This window comes from Ralstonia sp. 22111 (assembly GCF_052045895.1).
GTDB lineage: Bacteria > Pseudomonadota > Gammaproteobacteria > Burkholderiales > Burkholderiaceae > Ralstonia > Ralstonia wenshanensis.
Genome location: NZ_JBQEPR010000001.1, coordinates 909342 through 931725 on the forward strand (window position 1 = coordinate 909342; position 22384 = coordinate 931725).

At 59.1% G+C, this 22384-nt stretch carries 19 protein-coding genes; 14 read left to right on the plus strand and 5 right to left on the minus strand.

Features of this window, described 5'->3' with window-relative positions; genetic code table 11:
• Window positions 1-173: 173 nt before the first annotated feature.
• The 14 genes from ACTJK4_RS04275 to ACTJK4_RS04340 all read left to right on the plus strand — a co-directional run bounded on the left by ACTJK4_RS04275 (window position 174) and on the right by ACTJK4_RS04340 (window position 16851).
• Window positions 174-2069: a hypothetical protein gene (locus ACTJK4_RS04275; RefSeq protein ID WP_440816248.1), complete on the plus strand. Its 1896-nt coding sequence runs from the start codon at window positions 174-176 to the stop codon at window positions 2067-2069.
• Window positions 2069-3244 carry a hypothetical protein gene (locus tag ACTJK4_RS04280; protein ID WP_440816250.1) on the plus strand — a complete coding sequence of 392 codons (1176 nt, stop codon included), beginning with the start codon at window positions 2069-2071 and terminating at the stop codon, window positions 3242-3244. The genes ACTJK4_RS04275 and ACTJK4_RS04280 overlap by 1 nt, the downstream gene beginning before the upstream one ends.
• Before the next feature lie 2007 nt (window positions 3245-5251).
• Window positions 5252-6631, plus strand: coding sequence for an AAA family ATPase (locus ACTJK4_RS04285; RefSeq protein ID WP_440816253.1), 1380 nt, complete (start codon window positions 5252-5254; stop codon window positions 6629-6631).
• 575 nt (window positions 6632-7206) lie between these two features.
• Window positions 7207-7554 carry a hypothetical protein gene (locus tag ACTJK4_RS04290; RefSeq protein ID WP_440816256.1) on the plus strand — a complete coding sequence of 116 codons (348 nt, stop codon included), beginning with the start codon at window positions 7207-7209 and terminating at the stop codon, window positions 7552-7554.
• A 61-nt stretch (window positions 7555-7615) separates the two neighbouring features.
• Window positions 7616-8056, plus strand: a complete 441-nt coding sequence (locus ACTJK4_RS04295) for a hypothetical protein (RefSeq protein WP_440816259.1) — start codon at window positions 7616-7618, stop codon at window positions 8054-8056.
• A gap of 905 nt (window positions 8057-8961) precedes the next feature.
• Window positions 8962-9252 (plus strand): co-chaperone GroES, encoded by a 291-nt coding sequence (groES, locus tag ACTJK4_RS04300; protein ID WP_009238929.1) that lies wholly within the window; start codon window positions 8962-8964, stop codon window positions 9250-9252.
• Window positions 9253-9353: 101 nt separating this feature from the next.
• Entirely contained in the window at window positions 9354-10997 is a 1644-nt protein-coding gene (gene groL, locus ACTJK4_RS04305; protein WP_232042130.1) for a chaperonin GroEL, read from the plus strand.
• A gap of 232 nt (window positions 10998-11229) precedes the next feature.
• Window positions 11230-12303 (plus strand): YjgN family protein, encoded by a 1074-nt coding sequence (locus tag ACTJK4_RS04310; RefSeq protein WP_440816263.1) that lies wholly within the window; start codon window positions 11230-11232, stop codon window positions 12301-12303.
• 27 nt (window positions 12304-12330) lie between these two features.
• Complete coding sequence (locus tag ACTJK4_RS04315; protein WP_440816265.1) at window positions 12331-13416, plus strand: M48 family metallopeptidase; 1086 nt, start codon at window positions 12331-12333, stop codon at window positions 13414-13416.
• A 118-nt stretch (window positions 13417-13534) separates the two neighbouring features.
• Window positions 13535-13981, plus strand: coding sequence for a GtrA family protein (locus ACTJK4_RS04320; protein ID WP_232042133.1), 447 nt, complete (start codon window positions 13535-13537; stop codon window positions 13979-13981).
• Between the two features lie 11 nt (window positions 13982-13992).
• On the plus strand, window positions 13993-15447 hold the full coding sequence (locus ACTJK4_RS04325) for a pilus assembly protein TadG-related protein (protein WP_440816268.1): 1455 nt from the start codon (window positions 13993-13995) through the stop codon (window positions 15445-15447).
• A gap of 9 nt (window positions 15448-15456) precedes the next feature.
• On the plus strand, window positions 15457-15954 hold the full coding sequence (locus ACTJK4_RS04330) for a TadE/TadG family type IV pilus assembly protein (RefSeq protein ID WP_232042135.1): 498 nt from the start codon (window positions 15457-15459) through the stop codon (window positions 15952-15954).
• Complete coding sequence (locus tag ACTJK4_RS04335; protein ID WP_045203584.1) at window positions 15947-16393, plus strand: TadE/TadG family type IV pilus assembly protein; 447 nt, start codon at window positions 15947-15949, stop codon at window positions 16391-16393. Before ACTJK4_RS04330 ends, ACTJK4_RS04335 begins: the two co-directional genes overlap by 8 nt.
• Window positions 16394-16659: 266 nt before the next feature.
• Window positions 16660-16851 (plus strand): hypothetical protein, encoded by a 192-nt coding sequence (locus ACTJK4_RS04340; RefSeq protein WP_440076723.1) that lies wholly within the window; start codon window positions 16660-16662, stop codon window positions 16849-16851.
• Between the two features lie 389 nt (window positions 16852-17240).
• Here the strand turns inward: ACTJK4_RS04340 and ACTJK4_RS04345 are convergent, their stop codons facing one another.
• The 5 genes from ACTJK4_RS04345 to ACTJK4_RS04365 all read right to left on the minus strand — a co-directional run bounded on the left by ACTJK4_RS04345 (window position 17241) and on the right by ACTJK4_RS04365 (window position 22383).
• A complete protein-coding gene (locus tag ACTJK4_RS04345; RefSeq protein WP_316888344.1) occupies window positions 17241-18203 on the minus strand; it encodes a type II secretion system F family protein in 963 nt (320 codons plus the stop codon).
• A gap of 70 nt (window positions 18204-18273) precedes the next feature.
• Window positions 18274-19251 carry a type II secretion system F family protein gene (locus tag ACTJK4_RS04350; RefSeq protein ID WP_414560262.1) on the minus strand — a complete coding sequence of 326 codons (978 nt, stop codon included), beginning with the start codon at window positions 19249-19251 and terminating at the stop codon, window positions 18274-18276.
• A 64-nt stretch (window positions 19252-19315) separates the two neighbouring features.
• A complete protein-coding gene (locus ACTJK4_RS04355) occupies window positions 19316-20680 on the minus strand; it encodes a CpaF family protein (RefSeq protein ID WP_373407659.1) in 1365 nt (454 codons plus the stop codon).
• A 39-nt stretch (window positions 20681-20719) separates the two neighbouring features.
• Window positions 20720-21928: an AAA family ATPase gene (locus tag ACTJK4_RS04360; RefSeq protein ID WP_232042139.1), complete on the minus strand. Its 1209-nt coding sequence runs from the start codon at window positions 21926-21928 to the stop codon at window positions 20720-20722.
• A 116-nt stretch (window positions 21929-22044) separates the two neighbouring features.
• Window positions 22045-22383 carry a hypothetical protein gene (locus ACTJK4_RS04365; RefSeq protein WP_232042140.1) on the minus strand — a complete coding sequence of 113 codons (339 nt, stop codon included), beginning with the start codon at window positions 22381-22383 and terminating at the stop codon, window positions 22045-22047.
• Window position 22384 lies beyond the last annotated feature (1 nt).

A 22384-nucleotide genomic window follows, 5' to 3' on the forward strand; every position in this document is an offset into this window, starting at 1 on the left:
GGGAAATGAATGTAATAGCGACCGGAAGGCGGAAGACTTGACCCCACCAAGGTCGGTGGTTGTTTTCCCTCAAGCCGCTCGCTGGCTGTTTCGGTAGCAACCGCTCAGCGCGATGCTTGGAGCGATCATGTATTTCGTAGTCGTCCTGAATCGGATCAATTTCGTGCTCGAATATGGCAAAAATTTCTCGTAAGAAGCCAAAACGGCCGCATCGTAAGACTGCACCGTCGCTTGCAGATTGGCGCAAGATGATTGCCGAGCGAAACGCCCAAGCCGAACCTGCATTCCTGGCATCGTGCGAGCGTTTGCGGCTACTTTTCGCCCGGTACGCGGTTGAGGATGTGCTCTTCGCCCTAAATGTGTCCGACCTCTGGTTGCCCAATATCTCGGCCCAAGTCAAACACCAACTTGCCTTCGGAATCTGCGTATCAATCCCGCTTGGCAACTTCACATCTGAGCGTCTAAACACATACGAACTGTTCGCGGATTTTTCTCGGGCCTTGATTGATGCGCTGCCTAGCTTCCCCAGCCTGGAGGATTACTGGCCGGAAGCTGACTGGGGCGACACCATGTTCATCGATGGTGTCGATGCGAGGCCGGGCTTCTATGGAGGGAGTGTTCAGCGGATTCCCGATTTCATCGCGGCTTTTCGTATTCTCCATGGCGAAACCAGCTCCGCAATGGCTGACATGCGTGGCGCACTACGCTTGCAGAGCGATTTCTTGGAGGGAGTTCGACGGCCTGATGAAGCTGTACCCGACGACGCAGGCGCGGGGCACATTGAGGTTCCTTCTGAGTGGTTCTGGGGCGCGCTGAGGAATGTACTACCGATGGCACTTAGTACACCCATAACTCCGGAGTTGCTGGCCACATTAGGCACCCAAGCGAATTGGCGTACTGCAGCGGAGTTCGGGAATGCCGTCATGAGAGGGGAAGCGCTGCCATGGCTGGGAGTTCAGGTTGGCGAGAAACTCTTGCCGCTTTCGCTCCGAAATGGCCCAGCTGTTGTGTTGGATCACTGGACCGAAAAGACCAAGGCGCCCGAACTGGACTCTGCCCTCCGCTTCGTCGAGTTTCTGGCTCAACGGCTTGAGCGCCACTCGTTGCTGGCGGGTCCCCTGCAAGTCGTAAACCGACACTCTCAAGCTAGTCACCCCATCACAGCTGTTATCTCGGCCGAAGACCGGCACTACGTAGTCGTGTTTGCTGGTATCGAAGAACTTGCCGATATCGACAAAAGCGTTGCCGAGATGAAGCGTGTGATGAATGAAAGTACGGATTGGGCTTTTCTTCGGACGGGAACGTCGAACGGGTTTCAGCTGCGTACCGAAGACGGGGCAACCCCCCCGGCCGAAAGCTTGGAATTCATCATCGTTGCGGGTTTTGTTACTGCCAAGCCTGTACGACTGCGTGTTCCCAAGAAAGCCCTCCGCATCGTAAGCCTGGTTGACGCCATCACGTTGTTCGACTCAGTCGAGGGCATCGGCGAGTTGAATCGGTTCTGGAAGTACGAAGCAGATCTGCGCAGGATGGGGGCTGCTGGTATGTCCGACCTTGTAGATTTATTCGGCTCATTTCGGGATAGTCATGGCCAGATTATCGGAGGCGCCGTGGTGCCTACCATGATCATGCTTGACCCACACTGGGGGTCCAACTGGCGCTATTCTCAGCTGCAGGAATACTGGGCCAGGGCTCCGAAGAACTTTCCTGATGACCGGAGCGCTTGGGATACAGCGGAGTCGGACGCGTCTACCTCCCTGCGACGCATCACAGCTCGCAACTTGCCGCGCCTTGACTGGTCATGTCGCATTGGCACATGCACGGTGCACTTTGTTCTTGACGTCCAGTTGGTAAACCTGGACGTCGAAGATGGTCGAGTGCTTGAGACTTTTGTTCACTGTGCTGCCGACTGCTTGGCGGAGCGTGAGGCCCTGGCTGTCTCGATGGTGTCGTCGCCCTACAGGCGGATTGTCATCGAATGCTTAGCGCGACCTGAATCCTTGCTACTCTCGAGGACGAGGAGGTTAGGCTTGCTGCCGAGGGAGAGCTTTTGGAGGGTTGGCGGGTGATGGCGGACCGCCCGTCGCTGGAGTTGCGTTGTCAACTATTTGTGAACCTCGCTCGCGTTCGGGCTAGGTTGGGGCAAGTAGAGGATGCCAGCTTCGAGGTTGAATGCGCGACAGCTCTGCTCGATACGCTTGCGCGCCAAGTGCGTGGGCAGCCGCTCAATGCCGACGAGCGCAGTCTTTTAGCGCGAACCACAAATGCACGGCCTCGCTTTGTTATGCGACAAGTCCGACGCACGGTCGATGTGCCCGACCACGGTGCGTCCGATGAGCCGACTCCTGAAAACTACAAGGTGGCACGCCGTAGCTTGGCTGAATTGCTGAAATCACAGGGGGTGGAAGCGGGGCGTTACGAACTTGATGAAGCCAAGACACTGATCAACGCGGCTCGCGCCGCCTATCGGGACGCTGTTCACGAGCGTTTGCGAACATTCGACCGCGATAGCCTCATAACGTATTGCGTACGGCAAGCCGATGCGGCATGCGCAGAGAATGATAGGCAGTTGACGCGGGTGCGTCAGAGCTTGGACCATGAGGTTGACTATGACCGAGAGCAACTGCTCGCCGAGGCTCACGGGCAATTTACGCGTAACTCGCGCAACTTACGGTATGCCATCGAGGCGGCGTTGTTCTTGACGGGCCCCAAGTCAACGCAGGCCAATGGTCCCCGTGTACTTGAAGTGGTTGCGATGATTGACTGGCTCTTTGTGTTGTACGAGGCCAGTGATGTTCTTCACAACGGTATCGATGTTGGCGGCCTTTCCGTTGACAACCAATATATCCCCGAAGTCTTCTATTCAGATAAGCGCGACGTACAGCAAGAAGAGTTCGGCCGCGAAATGGCGGCGCTACGCTTGGGAACGGGCGTAGTACAGGGGGACCAGCTTGAGACGCCTCTGACGGACGATAGCTTCCTTGCGACATTGAATGCCGCGTTTCTGAAAGATCTCGGCTTCACATACAGCAACCTCCTACAGATTCTCTCGACTCTGGTTAGCTGGGTAGAGCTTGGCGGAAACAAGGAGTTCGCCTTCGGCTACGAAGCAACGGCGCAACATACGGAAGATGGTGGCCGACTGTGTGTTTCGCATCCGCGCCATCATTGTCGGGATGGAGTAGGTGAAGCGCTAGAGCGAGCGGATAGACTTGCCCGGTCGCGTGGTCAGTGTCCCCGGTGATATTTATCCATGTTGGTGGGCCTGCAGGCGCAATACGAGACTCCGGTCGTTCGAACACGGTTCGATAAGCATCGGCTCCGATGGCCGCGTTGATCGGGTTGATGATGGTTCCCGGTCCCAGCGGTTGAGGGCGACCTTGCTCCAACTCCGACATGAACGCTCTGGAAAGGATTCGTCCGCCCAACGAATGTCCGATGACGATCATCCGACTGTCGTCATGCCGATTGCGCATGCCGTTGGCAATCTTCTGCAGTGAATCCCGAAGACGCCCCTCGGTAGCACCATCTGATGCTTGAGGTTTCCCGATAGCGTCTGCAACGGCGGCTCGCTCCCCGATGGAAAGAAGAGAGGCGACGGGGACTCGCGTCTGTTCTCCTTGCCATCCAACATAGATGCCGAGAACGTGATAGTTCTCATGGCCGGTTCGCTTCAATGAATCAACAGCGCGAGCAAGTAAGTAGTCGAACTTGACTACATTTGCCGTCTCATCTGTCTGACTTGTATCTGCGTTGTGATGCCAGCCATGGACGTACACCAAGACCAGGAGAGGTGTAGTCGGCGGTGCGCCGGTTGCGGGTTTCAGATAGCGTTGAATGGCCTCAAGTTGGTGTGGGTCGAATGGTCGGCCCTGTTGATCGAACTCGAGATAAGCCTTGACGAACTCGGTGCGCACCCAGTTCGGGGGTTGTACTTCCGCCGATGGCACGCGCCGAGTGTGCCAGCCGCTGCTGTCGATGTATATGGAGTCTTTTGGGGGCCGGATGGCGCGGTCAAGCGCGTGGTCATCGCAGGACTGCCCAGGCTCGCATACATGTACCCATTGTTTATCCGGGATAGTGTGGCAACCGAACAATCCTATTGTGCTGCATAGCAGCAGAAGATTCTTAATGAGTGGTTTCATTCTCTGCCCCCCCGAGGTTGCCGGGTCATTATGTGTGGGGGCAAGCAGACTGTTATCCCCCAATTTGGGGGGCATCCAGAATAAACGCAGGAGCAATCGGTTCGGGTCTACGGAGGTTGTTCTAGGGTTGCCAAATCAGTGCCCACTCCCGGCCATGAAAGGACCTTCGTCCGGTGTGTCGCTAGGACTTTCAGATGGCCGTTTCCATCATCAAACGGTCATTCGATCGCAGATATTTGTGCTGAACGACACGTTGGTAAAATGCAGCGCTCAACGAAGGGGCTGGTGCAATGAGAAAAGTGATAAGAAGGCAGTCAGCGATTCCCGATAGCTTGCACGGAGAAGAAGTGCGCGCGGCGAAGAGCGCACTAGCGGCGCATTTTCGTCTTCCCTCCGTCGAGCGAGTGCGCAGAAGAGCGCCGCTTAACCCGAAAATTTGGAGTTCGGCTCCCGTTCGGGATGCATTATTGGGGGCCTTCCTATCAAAGTGCGCGTACTGTGAGTCACCTGTCGGTGAGAGCCAATATGGGGATGTTTCGCATCACCGGCCGACCGCAAACGCCGCGAGCGGTCGAGACAGGTTCCCCGAATCACAGGACTCCGACAACTATAGTTGGCTTGCGTACGAGTGGGAGAACCTGTTTCTATCATGTGCAGAATGCAACCGTTCCAAGCGGAACCTCTTTCCCTTAGACGGTCCTCGCGCCCCTTTCCGTTGTACTTGGGGCGAGGCAGAGGCGAGTGAACGTGCCCTCCTCATAAATCCCTGTCGCATTGAGCCTAGGAAACATCTTCGATTCTCGTTTGATGGGCGGGTGACGGGCCTCGACCAAGTTGGTAAGACAACGGTGGCGGTCCTATCGCTTGATCGACCAGGTTTAATACAGGCGAGAGAGGAAAAATTTCAGCGCTGCCTGCACGCTCTAGAACGGGCACGCAACGACTCTCAGAACCTCGAGCTTTTTAGGCGAGAGTTGCGCGATGACGCCCCTTTCTGTGGCGCCGCTCGCATTGCGTTCTTCGATCTATTGACAGTTTTCGCCTTGGCATCTGGCGCTACGAGACCGTTGTTCCGGTCGGTCGTGGAGGACGCGATACGAATCGCGATGACTGCTGACGAAGTTCAATGGAAGAAACTGGTTGAATTATCAGTTTCAGGACTATCGCTGTATTACGAAGTGGCTGTACCCGATGACGTCTCTTGGGGAGAGCTTCGTTATGCTCACAAACCACGAACTTCCCAGATTCGTCGCGTCAGTATTCGAAACTTCAAGGGAGTGCCCCTACTCGATCTCGATATTCCCCCGGCCCAACCTAGCGATACCGGAGCACCTTGCATGATGCTGCTCGGCGAGAATTCGACGGGGAAGAGTACTACGCTACAGGCAATTGCGTTAGCCCTGATGGGCGAGAAAATGCGGGCTCGCATGGGCACGGCAGCAGAGGATTTCTTGCCGCGCGAGGACTCGGGTTGGCAGCTCGACGACACGGTAGCGCCGGAAGTCACCATCGAGTTCGACACCGGTGAGCCTGTCCGGTTTTCAATTGACCCGCTTGCGAAGCGCTTCATTGGTGAAGATCAGCCCGCTACAATCTTGTTCTCGTTTGGATCTAGGCGTTTCTTTGGGAAGGAGCTTGTCCGGCGGCAACAAGCTTCCTCCCTGAAATCACTATTTGACCCATTCGCCAAACTGCAGCACCCGGGTCGTTGGATTCAAAGTCTCGGCAGTGACGACTTCAACGCACTAGCACGTGCGATGCGTGAAGTTCTCGTTCTTCAAGAAGAAGACAGAATAGAAAGAGATGAAGAGGGGCGCCTGTTTGTACGCGCGCATGGCCGTGATTCACCGCTCGAAAAACTTAGCGACGGTTACCGTTCCCTCATGGCAATGGTGCTTGATGTCATGCGCGGGATGCTAGAGGAATGGGGCGACCTTGAGAACGCGCGTGGAATCGTCCTAATCGATGAGGTCGAGACTCATCTTCACCCACGGTGGAAGTTGCGCGTCATGTCAGCACTTCGACGGGCAATGCCGAACGTTCAGTTCATCGCCACGACACACGATCCGCTTTGCTTGAGGGGCATGCGTGATGGGGAGGTGCAGGTCTTGATTAGAGATAGTGAGCAGCAAATTCAAGTCTTGACTGGATTGCCAGACGTTCGCGGTCTTCGTGCGGAGCAATTGTTGACGTCAGACTACTTTGGCCTATCGAGTACGGCTGATCCAGATATCGAGAGTGCTCTTGTGCGGCTAGCTCTACCCACTGACGCGCGCGCCGCAACCACCAATATCGATCAGGAAGCACTTCGGTCATTCCGATTGATTGGCGATACTCCCATTGATCAAATCGCAAACGAAGCGCTTAGAAGATTCATTGAAGAAGCAGCATTTTCACCTCCGATCGACCGAAGCCAAGTAAGAGAAGCTGCAGTCAATAGTGTCCTTGATCGCCTTCGCACGATCCGAGAAGGCCGCCGGTCATGAGACGAGTCGATCGTGCTGCGGTACCAGTGCCCCTCTCGCTGGAAGGCCCAACATGTCTTGCTGCGCATGAGCACGCCCGAGCTACTAAGCACTTTAGTGACAATCCTGGGGAAAAGTTCACTTTTCGGGCGTACAGGCAGCAGGATGTCGCAGATGCATTAAACAAGCTGTTTCATGGAAAGTGTGCGTACTGCGAGTCGAGCATCAAAGCGGTGCAACCCACGGATATTGAGCATTTCAGGCCCAAAGGGCGAGTTGCGGAGTGCCCTGAACATCCCGGTTACTGGTGGCTCGCTGCTCGTTGGGACAACCTTCTCGCATCTTGCATCGACTGCAATCGTCGCAGGTACCAAGAAGCACAACAGTTAGCCTATGACCCATTGACTGACGAGGCGAACGGTCGCTTCAACCTCGGTAAGGGAGATGCGTTTCCAATCTTGGGTATGAGGTACGCGGTTGACGAGTCAGATGATCACGACGCGGAGGACGCTGCTCTCATTGATCCCACACGAAGGAATCCGAGCGAACACTTGATGTGGCTGCAGGAGCGGAACCTAAGCTTGGTAGGGCCACGCATGAACGGCGACTCTCTTGATCCTTATGGTTGGCACACCTACCGCATATTCGGACTTAACCGCCAGGGCCTAGTGGAATTGCGCACGTCACGGTTGTTGGAGATACGGGCGCGCGTCGTATTCATCGAAAAGATGCTCGACAAGGCGGTACTCATGCCTGAGCCGTTCGCCACAGAACAGCAGGACGAGGCGTTTCAAGAGTTCTTGTCTCTATACCAGTATGCGGAGCCTGACCAGCCTTATTCCGCGATGGTGGAGGATTTGTTGGATGGGGAATCCAACCGTTTGATGGGCAAATACGAGAATTTAGTGCCTAAGGATGCCCGTTTCGGGGGAGGCTCCCCTTGAGTAGCGTCGCGGAAGTCTGTTGCTAGCGCAGATTGACTGTTCAGATGCCGGAAGCAAAGGTGTGATCATTGAAGCCCACGAAGCCTCCATGAGGATGGCCATGTTTTCTGATTTCGACGATTACCTGTCCCACGACTTTCCGATGGACTATTGGTCTGACGAAGGTATCGGTATCGCCGGGGAGATGTTGTTCAAGTTCGACAAGGAAGCCTGGGTCGAACTGACGAGGAGCTGTGCGCAGAGGCCAGTTGCATGGCAACTTCGGTGCGCCGAAGTGTTGGATCTGGCGACGCATCCGGCAGCGACCGGGCTTCTCGTCGAACTTCTGGCATCCGACAACGATAGTGTCGTCGTGGCCGCCGCGGATAGCCTTCGGTCGATGGGGGGTGTTCAAATTTCTGTGCACTCAATTGAAAAGCTACAGCGCTTGTTGGAAGAAGGATCACCTGTGACCAAGTTGGTTCTGACTGACTTCTTCAAGCGTGTTCCCGCAAGGTACTAGTGGAGATTGCCGACGCAGTTCGCTTCCGGCTAGTACGTATTTGCGTCTGCAAGGTCGGCTACCGTTCTGGCATTCCGCGGCGGATGCATTCTTCGTATTCGACAAGGGCATTTGTCTCGATTGCCCAGACAATCAGTAGCACGTTAGCCGCAGCTACTAAGACGGCCGTCCAGAGCCACCAGCGCTCAAGCTGAGTGTGAGTGCCAAGAGCACGGGCGCTACGGAGAAGATGTCCAGAAAATGCGGCGTCAGCCCAACGTGGTTCAGGGCACGAGGGTGCCGCGACGCAGCACGTGCACGACGGATAGGAGCGTCGGCGGGGCGGCAACTATGGCCAAGAGCTTGTTTTTCATTTCACAGGTGTAAGGGTCTGGCCTAGCACCGCCTCCCCGCTTTTGCCCACCTCGCAGGGGGCAAGTAGTGCCCGCTGAGGATAGTCATGTCAACGCTTCCTTATGTTCCCAAGGGCTGGTGACAGTCTTTTTTTTCGACACCCGCGGTCTAGGATGATCATTTTTGTGATCCGTACAGCATGTTAATGAGCGTCAAAGACTGCTTCACTTCGCATGCGTCGCCGTCTCAGAGCACTTGTGCATCTGCCCCGTTGCTCAGCCGATCGCGCATAAGTCATTGAAGAAAAAGGAATTTTTTGAGGCGGTGTCAGACGCAAGCCAGAGGGAGTTCAGAGTTGAGTGAACAAAGTTCAGAGTTGAGTGAATCTCGACATCGACATCTCGACATGAATTTCAGCGCCCGTTCTTGAAATCGTAATACCCCGTCCCTATAATTAGCACTCGCCGGGCAGGAGTGCTAACAACGCCTCCGGTCCCCGATGCTTTCCCGATGCGCCGCGTTCTGCGGCGCGTTTTGTGAATAAACACTCACTTTGCATTGAGGAGTTGTGTATGAACCTGCGTCCTTTGCACGACCGCGTGATCGTGAAGCGCCTGGACAACGAAACCAAGACCGCTTCGGGCATCGTCATTCCTGACGCCGCCGCTGAAAAGCCGGATCAAGGCGAAGTGCTGGCCGTCGGCCCGGGCAAGAAAGACGACAAGGGCAATGCGATCGCGCTGGACGTGAAGGTCGGCGACCGCGTGCTGTTCGGCAAGTACGCCGGCCAGGGCGTCAAGGTGGATGGTCAGGAAGTCCTGGTCATGCGCGAAGAAGACATCATGGCCGTGGTGCAAAAGTAAGCACGCGCTCTGTCGCATCGCTTACCTGTAACCCAATCCTCATTGCCGGCGCCGCTGACTGAGCGCGCGGGCAACATCCAAAGATTTCGGAGATTCTCAAGATGGCAGCTAAAGACGTAGTGTTCGGCGACGCCGCACGTGCCAAGATGGTCGAAGGCGTGAACATTCTCGCCAACGCAGTCAAGGTGACCCTGGGCCCGAAGGGCCGTAACGTGGTGCTGGAGCGCAGCTTCGGTGGCCCGACCGTGACCAAGGACGGTGTGTCGGTCGCCAAGGAAATCGAGCTGAAGGACAAGCTGCAGAACATGGGCGCGCAAATGGTCAAGGAAGTCGCTTCCAAGACCAGCGACAACGCCGGTGACGGCACCACCACCGCAACGGTGCTGGCCCAGTCGATCGTGCGCGAAGGCATGAAGTACGTTGCCGCCGGCATGAACCCGATGGACCTGAAGCGCGGCATCGACAAGGCTGTGACGGCCGCCGTCGAAGAGCTGAAGAAGATCAGCAAGCCGACCACCACCAGCAAGGAAATCGCTCAAGTTGGCGCCATCTCGGCCAACAGCGATGAATCCATCGGCCAGCGCATCGCTGAAGCCATGGACAAGGTCGGCAAGGAAGGCGTGATCACCGTGGAAGACGGCAAGTCGCTGGCCGACGAGCTGGACGTCGTGGAAGGCATGCAGTTCGACCGCGGCTACCTGTCGCCGTACTTCATCAACAACCCGGAAAAGCAAGTTGTCCAGCTGGACAACCCGTTCGTGCTGCTGTTCGACAAGAAGATCAGCAACATCCGCGACCTGCTGCCGGTGCTGGAGCAAGTGGCCAAGGCTGGCCGTCCGCTGCTGATCATCGCTGAAGACGTCGAAGGCGAAGCCCTGGCAACGCTGGTGGTGAACAACATCCGTGGCATCCTGAAGACCGCCGCCGTCAAGGCTCCGGGCTTCGGCGACCGCCGCAAGGCCATGCTGGAAGACATCGCCATCCTGACGGGCGGCCAAGTCATCGCTGAAGAAGTCGGCCTGACGCTGGAAAAGGCGACCCTGAACGACCTGGGCCAAGCCAAGCGCGTTGAAATCGGCAAGGAAAACACCACGATCATCGATGGCGCAGGCGACGCCCGCAACATCGAAGCCCGCGTGAAGCAAGTGCGTGCCCAGATCGAAGAAGCGACTTCGGACTACGACCGTGAGAAGCTGCAAGAGCGCGTGGCCAAGCTGGCCGGCGGTGTTGCCGTGATCAAGGTTGGCGCTGCCACTGAAGTCGAAATGAAGGAAAAGAAGGCCCGCGTGGAAGATGCGCTGCACGCAACGCGCGCTGCCGTGGAAGAAGGCATCGTGGCTGGCGGCGGTGTTGCACTGCTGCGCGCCCGTGCACTGATCTCCGGTCTGAAGGGTTCCAACCCTGATCAAGACGCCGGCATCAAGATCGTGCTGCGCGCCATGGAAGAGCCGCTGCGCCAGATCGTCACCAACGCTGGCGACGAGGCTTCGGTTGTGGTGTCGAAGGTGATCGAAGGCAAGGGCAACTACGGCTACAACGCCGCCACCGGCGAGTACGGTGACCTGGTGGAAATGGGCGTGCTGGACCCGACCAAGGTGACCCGCACCGCGCTGCAGAACGCCGCTTCGGTTGCTTCGCTGATGCTGACCACGGATTGCGCCGTGGCAGAACTGCCGAAGGACGATGCAGCTCCGGCAATGCCGGGCGGCATGGGTGGCATGGGCGGCATGGACGGCATGATGTAATTTGCCGCACCGGCCCTGGCCCGGCCATCCTCCGGGATGGCTGTTCCAAACAAAAAAACCCCGTGGGTGCGAGCCCGCGGGGTTTTTTGTTGCCTGCTTTGTTAAGACGACGTTAACGCTGCAACGCAGTGGGCTTGGCTACAATCGGCCCACCCGCGAGCCTCAGCGTCGTTGAATATCGATACGCGTCCTGAAGCGGGGCACGACAACAAATCAGGGAAGGGAAAAACAGATGAACGACATCGCACGCGAGTCCATCCTGGGCAGCGCCCCCGCTCCAGCAGCGCCGCAACCCTTGCGACTGCGCTTTATCGGCAGCGGCTCGGAATACTTCCGTATCTGGATCGTCAACCTGCTGCTGACCATCGTCACGCTGGGCGTCTACTCGGCATGGGCAAAGGTGCGCACGCTGCAGTATTTCTATCGCAACACCCAACTGGCTGGATCGAGCTTCGATTATCACGGCAGCCCGATTGCCATTCTCAAGGGCCGCGCGATCATTTTCGTGTTGGCGCTTGCGTTCAACTTGCTCGGCCATTCGTCAGCTGCGGTGGGGCTGGTACTGCTTGCGTTGATGGCCGCTGCGTTCCCGTGGCTGCTCGTACGGTCGCTGCGCTTTCGCATGGCCAACTCCAGCTACCGTGGGCTGCGCTTCGCCTTTACGGGCAAGGATGCCGAGGGCTACATGGTGTTCCTGGTGTGGCCGATCCTGAGCGTGTTCTCGCTCTACCTGTTGGCGCCGCTGGCGCATCAGCGCTTCAAGCGCTATCAGCACAAGAACACGCGTTTCGGTACCGCGCCGTTTAATTTCTCGGCCACGCCGGGCAACTTCTACGGTGTGTATCTGCGCACATTCGGCTTGGCAGTGCTGGCCGTTGTGGTGGCTGGTGTGCTGTCGCTGTTGCTGGGGGTGTCGTTCCATCGTGCGCCGGGCATCGGCCAGATCTTCGGCTTCATCGTCATCGGCTTGTTCATGTACGCGGCGATGCTGTTCCTGACGCCGTACGTCCTGTCGCGCCTGCAGAACCTGGTGTGGAGCAACACGACGCTGGGCGCGCACCGCTTTCAGAGCCAAGTCGGTGCTGGCAAGCTGTTCTGGATCTTCGTGTCGAACGCGGTGATGATCGTGATCACCGTCGGCCTGTTCACGCCGTTTGCACGGGTGCGTACTGCACGCTACAAGCTCGAATCCGTGACGATGCTTGCATCGGGATCACTCGACACCTTCGTGGCTGGCGAGACCACCAAGGTGAGCGCCCTGGGCGACGCCACCGTGGACTGGTACGACATCGATATCGCGCTGTAACCGCGCTGCAAGGCAAAGGCACCCGCTGTGATTCTCGCGACCTACTTCGACGGCCGTACCTCGCGCGCGCAACCGGTGCGCCTTGCTGTCGAGGCGGGCGAGGCGGTGTTGTTCGACCCCGAGGGCATGCCACTGCGCCGTGCACCGCTGTCTACGCTGCGGGTGTCGGAACGCGTCAAGCATGCACCGCGCCTGATTACGTTCGAAGACGGCGCGTTTTGCGAGATCACCGATCCCGCGGAGCAGACGTCGTTGAACGCGCTGCTGCATCGCACCGGCTATCGGGAGGGGTGGGTCGTGCTGGCGCAGAACAGCTGGAAGCTGGCGCTGGGCGCGCTGCTGGCCATGGTGGTGGTGCTGGCACTGGGGTATCGCTACGGCTTGCCATGGGGTGCCAAGGTGGTGGCCAACATGGTGCCGCAGCGCGCCGAAGCACAGCTCGGGCGCAGCACGCTCAAAGCCATGGATGAACGCTGGCTCCGGCCAAGCAAGCTGCCCGTCGCGCAGCAGGACCGCATCCGCGCACGCTTTGCGGCGCTGCAGAGGCCGCCGCAGGCCACGCACACGTATCACATCGTTTTTCGGGATGCCGACATCGGCGCCAATGCCTTTGCGCTACCCGGCGGGGACATTGTCGTGACCGATGCGCTGGTGAAGCTGGTGGGTGAGGGCGATGGTCTGACGGGTGTGCTGGCGCACGAGGCGGGCCACGTGGAATATCGCCATGGACTGCGACAGGTGATTCAGTCGTCGGCCATTGGCGCAACGGCGGCGCTGTTGTTCGGCGATGTCTCGACGATTCTGTCGGGTGTGCCGGCGGCGCTGCTGACGCTGCGCTATTCGCGTGACTACGAGCGCGACGCCGACCGCTATGCCGCGCTGCTGCTGCAGGAGAACGGCTTGTCCGTCGGTGCGTTTGCTGATGTGCTGCAGGCGCTGGAAGACACGCATGGCGGAACGCGCAAAGCCGATGCCACCAAGAAACCCGAAGCCGCCAGCGACGACGATGCTTCGGCGTTCTTCTCATCGCACCCGCTCACGCGCGAGCGCATCGACACGCTGCGCCGCTTTGACCGCACGCACGGCGGCAGTGACAGCGGCGACGCGGACTGAGGCGTCACGCACTCCGCTCATCAAGCTCGTCCAATTCCTGACGGCTTCGTCATCCGTTTGATCGATTTCCCCCCTGCCTCGTGCCACCAAGAATGGTGACAGAGGGACGGGGGACATCATGCGACACGCTGAAACGGGCGTCATGAACGCATTGGCAGGTCTGCTGCCGCCAACGCTTGCGCAGCGGCTGCCGGACCGCATGATGGTGATCCGAGTGCTGCGCTTCGGGGTCTCGGGTGTTGCGGCCACCGGCATGCACGTTGCCATCGCCACCACGCTCATCAACGGCTTTTCTGCCTCCCAGGTGACGGCCAACGGCGTAGCGTTCGTCTGCGCCAACGTCTGCTCGTACCTGCTCAACGCGCTGTGGAGCTTCTCGGCCAAGCCGGGGCGCGCCAATTTCCTGCGCTTCTACGCCGTCTCACTGCTCGGCTTGGCGCTGACGCTTGCGATCTCGTGGCTGGCGCAGACGTTGGGCCTGAGCTACTGGGCCGGGCTTGCGGCCATTCTGTCGGTGGTGCCGCCGCTCACCTTTTTATTGCATCGGTTCTGGACGTTCCGCTAGCGGAGGGCAACATGGGCTGCCTGCACAAACCGCCCGCTATGCAAGCCACCAAGCGGCTTCGCGTTTCATCGCTGAATCATACCTACGGCCAGTTTCGGACTGCGTCCGTGGCGGCTACAACTGACGATAAGGGACGGGGAGATCTGCAAGCGACCGGCGAGCCGCGGCAGGTAGTCGATACAACGCCCGATAGCCATTCACACCGGCGGAGGCGAAGGCATATGCGCACGCATACCAAACAGAGAGAACGCGGGGCGGTGCTCCCGATGGTTGGCCTGATCCTTGCCGTGTTGCTGGGAATGGCAGGCCTGGTCATCGACCTGAGCGGCCTGTTCGTGGCCAAGACGGAGCTTCAGTCAGCGGTGGATAGCTGCGCCTTGTCGGCAGCGCAGGAACTGGACGGTGCATCAGATGCGCTGACCCGGGCAACGAATGCGGGGCTGACAGCGGGCAACGCCAACCGCGTCGTCTATCAAGCATCGTCGGCGTCGTTGGCGAATGCGGATGTCACATTCAGCACGGCACTGAACGGGACCTACAGCGCAGCCGGCGTGGCGTCGAGTTCGTCGAGCTACGTCAAATGCACGCATACCAAGAGCGGGATCACCGCGCGTCTGATCAAGTTCGTTGGCGGCGCCACCAGCAATGCTGTTGCCGCACTGGCGGTGGCCACGCGTGTACATGCGCAGAGCACGTGCCCCATTCCCGTGGCCCTGGTCCCGAAAGCCGTTGGGACCGCCCCCAACTATGGCTTCCAGATCGGTGAGTGGGTCAGCATGCTGTATGCCGGTGGCTCCCCCACGCCTGGGGAGATGGGTTGGTACAACCTCGACGGCTCCACCAATGCCAACGAGACGAAAACCGAAATGGATCAGGGCTACTGCAATTCCAAGATCGGTGACCAGCTTGGTACACCGGGTGCGAAGGTGTCAGTTGACGACAACTGGAATGCACGCTTTGGCATCTACAAGAACAAGTCGAATGCATCGCAACTGCAGCCGGATTTCACGGGCTACTCCTATACATCGACCAACTGGACGAACGCAGTGCCGCAGAACGCCTACAGCGGCACACCAGCATCGGGCTCGGACACGAGCGCTGCAAATTTCAAGAACAAACGGCTTGCCTATGCCAACTACGACGATACCGGGACGAGTGTCACCGGCGGCGACAAGATCACCGGGCTCAACGTCAAGGGCGGCTACAAAAGTCTTGCGACAAGCGGAAGCAGCGGAGATCTTGCCACCTATGGGGCGAACCGGCGTGTCGTCCTGGTGCCCGTCATCTCATCCGCGTCAAAGATCATCGACTACGCCTGCATGCTGATGTTGCAGCCCATTGACGGTGTCCACAATACGCCGCAGTTCGAGTTCCTCGGCAACGCAGGGTCCGCCAGCAGCCCGTGTTCACCCAGTGGTCTGGCTGGCGGCAGCAAGGGCCCCTTGGTTCCAGCATTGGTGCAGTAGGAGCGAACCATGAAGACACGACAACGACAACATGGTGTGGCGCTGGTCGAACTGGCCATCATGCTCAGCCTGCTGCTGGCCATCACCTTTGGGATAACGGAGTTCGGCCGGGCGATCTACACCTACAACACCCTGGCAAAGGCCACGCGAGACGCCACCCGTTACCTGAGCACGCAGGCCGCCGGCAACGCGACCTCCTATACGACGGCAACCAATCTGGCGGTCTACGGCACGCCGACTGTCGGCAGCACGCAAGCGCCCCTCGCACCAGGGCTGACGTCCAGCATGGTTTCCATTTGCGATGCGTCCAACACGAGCTGCACGTCCAACATCGCACAAGGGACCAACCCTGCCATCAATACCGTCACCGTCACGATCTCGGGCTACACGTTCAACCCGGTAATCGACATGATGGCGTTCCTGCGCTTCTATGCGGGCGGCAGCGGGTCGATCACCTCGTTCCCGTTTGGGAACATCTCAGTGACCATGAGGCAGTCCTATGAATAAGCATCAGAAAGGTACGACGGCGGTTGAGTTCGCCATTGTGGTGGCGCTCTTTCTGACGGTGCTGCTTGGCATCCTCGACTTTGGGCGCATTCTATTTACCTGGAACGCCGTGGGAGAAGCGACGCGCTGGGGCGCGCGACAGGCGGTGGTTTGCGGTCAGGGCTCGACATCTGTGTTGAGCAAGATGCAGACCATTCTGCCGACGCTCACGTCCGCGAATGTGTCGGTGCAGTGGTACGACACCAGTGGGGCGGTGAGCACCAGCTGTGATGCTACGAGCTGCGGTGGTGTTGCCGTCAGCGTGACCGGTATGACAGTGGCGCCTTATTCGCCTGCTACCTGGATTGGCTTTTCTCAACTCGCTGTGCCGGGGTTTTCGACTTACTTGCCGCGAGAGGTCATGGGGCAGGATCCAAATAGCAGTAGCGTTTGCTCTTGAGGGTACTTTTCTCGCTGCTGGTTGGATTCATTTTTTTTCTTGAGGGATGGGCTTTGGGGTCTGTCCCTTTTTCGTTTTCTGCAGGGGTGTTTTTTTGTTCTTGGTGCATCCCTAGTTTCATCCCCTGCCGGGGCTCAATCGCTTTCTTTGTCTTGCCAAAGAAGTAAGCAAAGAAAGGCACGCCCGAGATGGCGACTCCCTCCTAGGATTTTTGCCGCGGGGAGGGGAATGAGCCAAACTCGCTTCGCTCAGACAAGGCCCCTTCCTTGATCCTCCTCGCAACGAAAATCGAAGGCGCCATCAAGGGCAGGAACATCAACGGCCACACCAACGGTGTGCTGGCCCAGGTGGCGCCTATTTTTGCTGTTGTTGCTCGCCTTGCTTCGCGTTGTGTTGTTGGTTCCTGCTGCGCCGGTGATCGATGGTTTGGCCTTTCCCTGCCCTATGCGGCGCCTTGAATTTCTGTGAGCGGGCGGAAAAAGGAAGGAGCCTTGTCTGAGCGCAGCGAGTTTGCCTCCTTCCCCGCGCGGTCACATAAATTCAAGGGGAAGTCGCTGCATCGGGCGTGCCTTTCTTTGCTTACGTCTTTGGCAAGACAAAGAAAGCGAGTCAGCCCCGGCAGGGAATGAAACAGGGGGGGAGGGAACACAAAGGTCTGCACCGGCAGAGGATGCAAGGGAGGCAAACCACCGGGCTCAATCCCCAAGCAGAAGCACCACTAACCCCAACCGCTCGAGATACAAAGGAAAAAACCCGGCGCGCGTCCGGGAACTGGACCACCGCGCTAGCACATACGCCAGGTGATAGTCCGGGGGCCTTTACTACCAGCTATGTTTGCGCGCGCATGTCAGCCTCCCGAGCCTGTCATGGTCGGCAGCAGCACACGGTAGATCTGGATGAATGCTGGGCCGAGCAACACCAGCAGCAGCGTCGGGAAGATGAAGAAGATCAGCGGGAAGAGCAACTTCAGCGCGATCTTGGCGGCTTGTTCTTCCGCACGCATCCGGCGCTTGGTGCGCAGCATGTCGGACAACACGCGCAGCGAGTCGGCAAGGCTGGTACCGAAACGGTCTGCCTGGATCAGCATCGATGCAAACCGGTCGACGTCTTCCACACCGGTGCGCAGCGCCAGGTTGGTGAGTGCTTTTTCCTTGGGAAACCCCGAACGCAGTTCCAGCAGCGTGAGTTCCATTTCTTCAGCCATGACGGGACAGCGCAGTGCGAGTTCGTCCGACACGCGCATCATGGCGGCGTCCAAGCCAAGCCCGGCTTCTACACACACAGTGAGCAGGTCGAGCATATCGGGAAACTCCTCGAACACATCGCGCTGACGATGCTCGACCTTGCGTGCCAGTGCCGCATTGGGCAGGTAATAGCCGATGGCGCTCAGTAGCCCCAGAACAGCGAGGACCACTTCTTGGTCGTGATGTTCCGGCCGGCTGCTCAGCACCAGCAGTGCCGTCAGCGGGAAGAGGATTGCCAGGACCGTCTTCACACCAAAGTACAGCGACGGCGCCCATGGTTGCCGCCAGCCGGCATTCATGAAGCGGGTGCGCAATTGCGAGTTCTCCCAGCCGTCTTTGGGCAACGACAGTTGCGAGACCGGCTTGGCCCAGGTGGCCAGTTTCTCTACCCAGGCATGGTCGGGTCCACCGGCCAGGTCCGCGCCGACGGTCTGGCCGCCGATCTGTTGCATCCGGCCGCGTGCGCGGTTCGGAGAGAACAGGTGCAGTAGCCCAAGTGCACCGCCAAAGGCGGCCACGAAGATCAGGACCAGGATGAAATATTGATTGGAATAGAGCGCTTGCATGATCGTCTCCCCCCAAGAAAACGAAGTCACGTTGTCAGGTCAGGTCACCGTGCTGGATATCGCACGTCCGTCAGACCCGGATGCGGATGATCTTGCGCATCCAGATCAGCCCCATCACCATGTTGAACAGCGCCAGGCCGATCATCTTCAGGCCCATCGGGTCTGTCCATAGCACCTTCATGAAGTCCGGATTGACGAAGAGGATCATGCCGGCCGTGCCGAAGGGCAGCAGCCCGAGAATCCATGCCGACAAACGCCCTTCGGCTGAAAGCACGCGGATCTTGTCGTACAGCTTCAGGCGCTCGCGCACAAGGTTGCCGATGGTGTCGAGAATTTCCGCCAGGTTGCCGCCGCTCTCGCGCTGGATGAGCACGGCAATCACGAAGTAGCGCAGGTCATTGACGGGCACACGCTTGGCGAGGTTGGTCAAGGCTTCATCGAGCGACACGCCATAGTTGATCTCTTCGAATGTGGTTCGGAACTCGGGGCCCATCGGCTCCTTGATCTCCTGCCCGACCATGCCCAGCGCGCTGGCGAAGGAGTGGCCGGCGCGCAGTGCACGGGCGATCATGTCTACCGCGTCGGGAAGCTGTGCCTCCAGCTTCTTCAGGCGCTTGCGCCGCTGCGATGCGATGTGCAAGACCGGCAGCGCAGACAAGAGCAGCGCGCAGGCCGTCACGATGCCAAACGGGAACGGCAGCAACGCACCTACTGCCAGCACTCCGACGCCAATCAGGATGGTGTATCCCAGGAGCTGTGCGACAGACCAGGCGCTGCCGGATTGCTCCAGCCAACGGTCGATCGTGCTCACGCGAGGCAGATTCATCAACCAGCGCTGGAACTGCGGTGACTCGCTCAGCAGGCGTTTCTTGAGAATCGAGAGCTGTTCGGTGCCGATGTGTCCGCCCGCGGACAGTGCACGGATGCGGGCATCAACACGCTTGGCCTCGGGGCCGTGGTAGTTGTTCCACCACTGGTAGACCCCCTCGATGCAGAGCACGACGGCCGCGAACAGCAGGATTGCGAACGCGTAGAAGATTTCGTTCATTTAGGGTGCCCCCGTTTCTAGATCGCGCCTGGGCCACACTGGCGGTGGCTTTGGCTTCAAGCCTTTAGACCTCAAAGTGCCTTTGCGGGTCAAAGGTCTCGTCTGGCAAGCCCACCCCGAACACGCGCAGCCGCTCGGCAAATTTCGGATAGACCCCCGTGGCGCGGAAGTGCCCCTTGACCGAGCCGTCTTGCGCGATGCCCGTGCGCTGGAAGGTGAAGATTTCCTGCATGTTGATGACATCACCTTCCATGCCGGTGATCTCCTGAATGCTGATGACTTTGCGGCGCCCATCCGTCAAACGCGCCACTTGGATGATCACGGTGATGGCCGAGGCGATCTGCTGCCGGATCGTCTTGGGTGGCAGGTTCAGGCCTGCCATGTTCACCATGTTTTCCATGCGCGTCAGCGCATCGCGCGGGGTGTTGGCGTGCACGGTGGTGAGTGACCCTTCATGACCGGTATTCATGGCGTTGAGCATGTCCAGGGCCTCGCCGCCCCGCACTTCGCCCAGGAGGATGCGGTCTGGCCGCATGCGCAGGGCGTTGCGCACCAGTGCACGCTGCGTGATCTCGCCTTTACCCTCGATGTTGGGCGGGCGCGTTTCCAGGCGCAGCACGTGCGGTTGGCGCAGTTGCAGTTCTGCGGCATCTTCAATGGTGACCATCCGCTCGTCGGCCGGGATGAAGCCTGAGAGGATGTTCAGGAGTGTGGTTTTGCCGCTGCCCGTGCCGCCAGACACCAGCACGTTCACCTTGGCCTGTGCCAAGGCTTGCATCAGCTTGGCCATGGGGGGCGTGAGTGTCTTGAGATCAATCAGGTCCGACACCTGCAGCGGGTTGGTCGCAAACCGGCGGATCGAGAGCAGCGGGCCATCGATGGCCGAGGGCGGAATGATGGCATTCACCCGCGAGCCGTCGGGCAGGCGCGCGTCCACCATCGGGCTGGTTTCATCAATGCGACGACCCACGCGCGAGACGATCTTCTCGATCACCTTCATCAGGTGTGCATCGTCGTAGAAGGTGACGTCGGTGAGTTCCAGCTTGCCACGGCGTTCGACGTAGACCTGCTTTGCCGTGTTGACCAGGATGTCAGACACCGTCGGGTCCTGCAGTAGCGGCTCGAGCGGGCCGAAGCCGAACATCTCGTCATACACATCGGTGGTCATCTGCCGGCGCTCGGTGTCGTTGAGCAGCAGCTTTTCCTCGTCGATGATGTTGTTGACCAGGGTGCCGATCTCGTGGCGCACCTGCTCGGTCGGGAAGCGGGCCAGCCGTTCCAGATCCACGCGGTCCAGGACCACTTCGTGCACGGTTTTCTTGAAGTCTCGATAGGCCGGATGGCCCGCCACCTTGTGGTGGTATGGCGCGTGCCCGTTCATGGACATCGGCGCGTGGTCCGGGCGGGAGAGTTGGTCGCGGATCGACATGATGGGCTCCGTCTGACTGGCGAAATGGACAGGAGAAACTCAGGCAATGTTCGGAGACGACGTCTTGGCCCGCGAGAAGAACTTGCTCAAGGAGAAGCCTTTCTCTTGCGATGCGTGACGATCGTTCTCGCGCGCTGTGGCGAAGACGTTGGCTAATGCCGTGAGTGCCTTGGCCATGGCGCTGCTGCGGTGATGCTGGGCAATGGGCATGCCCTGGCAGATGGAGTCATCCACCGAGGCCGCATCTTCGGGAAGCACATGGAAGAGCTTCTGTCCGAAGACTTGCTCCAGCGTGCTGCGTGGCAGCTCGTCGCGCTTGCCATGCCGGTTGACCAGGATGCGCAGCTTTTCGGCGGGGTAATGCAGGCCGTGCAGGATATCCAGCAGGCGCCGCCCCGTGCGGGCAAAGGCAATGGTCGGCTGGACCACGACGCAGATCTGGTCGCAGTGGTCGAGCACCGCAATCGACAGCGGGTTGATCGCCTGCCCGACGTCCACCAGGATGAAGTCGTAGATCGGTGACACCAGCGAGAGTACGTACTCGATCTTGTCCTTCTTGATCTCGCCCGCCTTGATGGGGTCGCTGGCGCCGGCCAGGACGTCAAAGTCCTTGGCCACGCGTGTCAGACACGCTTCCAGGAAGGCATCGTCCAGGCGGTCGACCTGTGCGCACACTTCGGACAGCGTGGCGGGTGGTGTCTTGTTGCTCACCAGAAAGTGCGTGTCGCTGAACTGCGTGTTCAGGTCGATCAACAGCACGCGCTTGTGTTCGTGTGCGGCCAGCGTGTAGCCGACGTTGCTGGCGATGAAGCTGGAACCGGCGCCGCCCTTGCTGGAGATGAAGGCAATCACGCGCGCTTCCTCGCGTGTTCTCGGGATGTGGTTGGTTTCCAGCCGCGTGAGCGCTGTCGTCAGTTGGGCGCGTTCCAGCGGCCAAGTCAGTATGTCGCTGACGCCGGCGCGCAGTGCGCGAATCAGGTCGTCGCGCTCCTGGGTTTGCGTGACGAGGATGCAGGGCAGGTCAGTGAACTGCTGCCGCAGCAGTTCGATGCTCAGCATCTGGCTCGGGCCACCGCTTGGCTGGTCGATGATGAGCGCATCCGCGCCGCGCAGTTGGCAGGCATGCGTGGACAGGCTGCCCGGTGCAGCATGCAGGTGCATGACCTGGTAGCTGCCGGCGGCGGCTACCAGGCGTGCAAGGTCCGCCAGGCGTTCACCGTCTTCGGAGGCAATCAAGATCTTGAGCATGGCAAAGCTCCCCGTTCGATCGTGTGTTCTGTATGTCGTTGCATCGCGCCGTGACAGGGCTGGCCTGGTATCAGGCTGGCGATGGCGGATGCTGTTTGGGCACCCGCCAAGTGCTGTCAGCGCGAGAAGCTGCCGGACATCCCGCTACCGCCGTACCCACTGCTGCCGAATCCGCCGTACCCACCGCTGCCGGTGCCAGTACCCCCAGCGGGGAAGCGGGTCATCGAACGGTCATAGTTGCTCATGGCGGCCACTGCGGCTTTGCCGTCATAGCCATTCAGCGCCGGCAACCCGGCAGGTGCGTCGGGATTGATCACCTGTGCTTGCTTGACGCTGGTGACGGCCTCACCGAAGTGCTTGTCCCAGTTGGGTGTCGTGGTCATGCAGGCAGTCAGGGCCTGGCAAGCCAGGATCGCGAGTGCGGCGCGTTGCAGGTATTTGAGATTGGTGTTCATG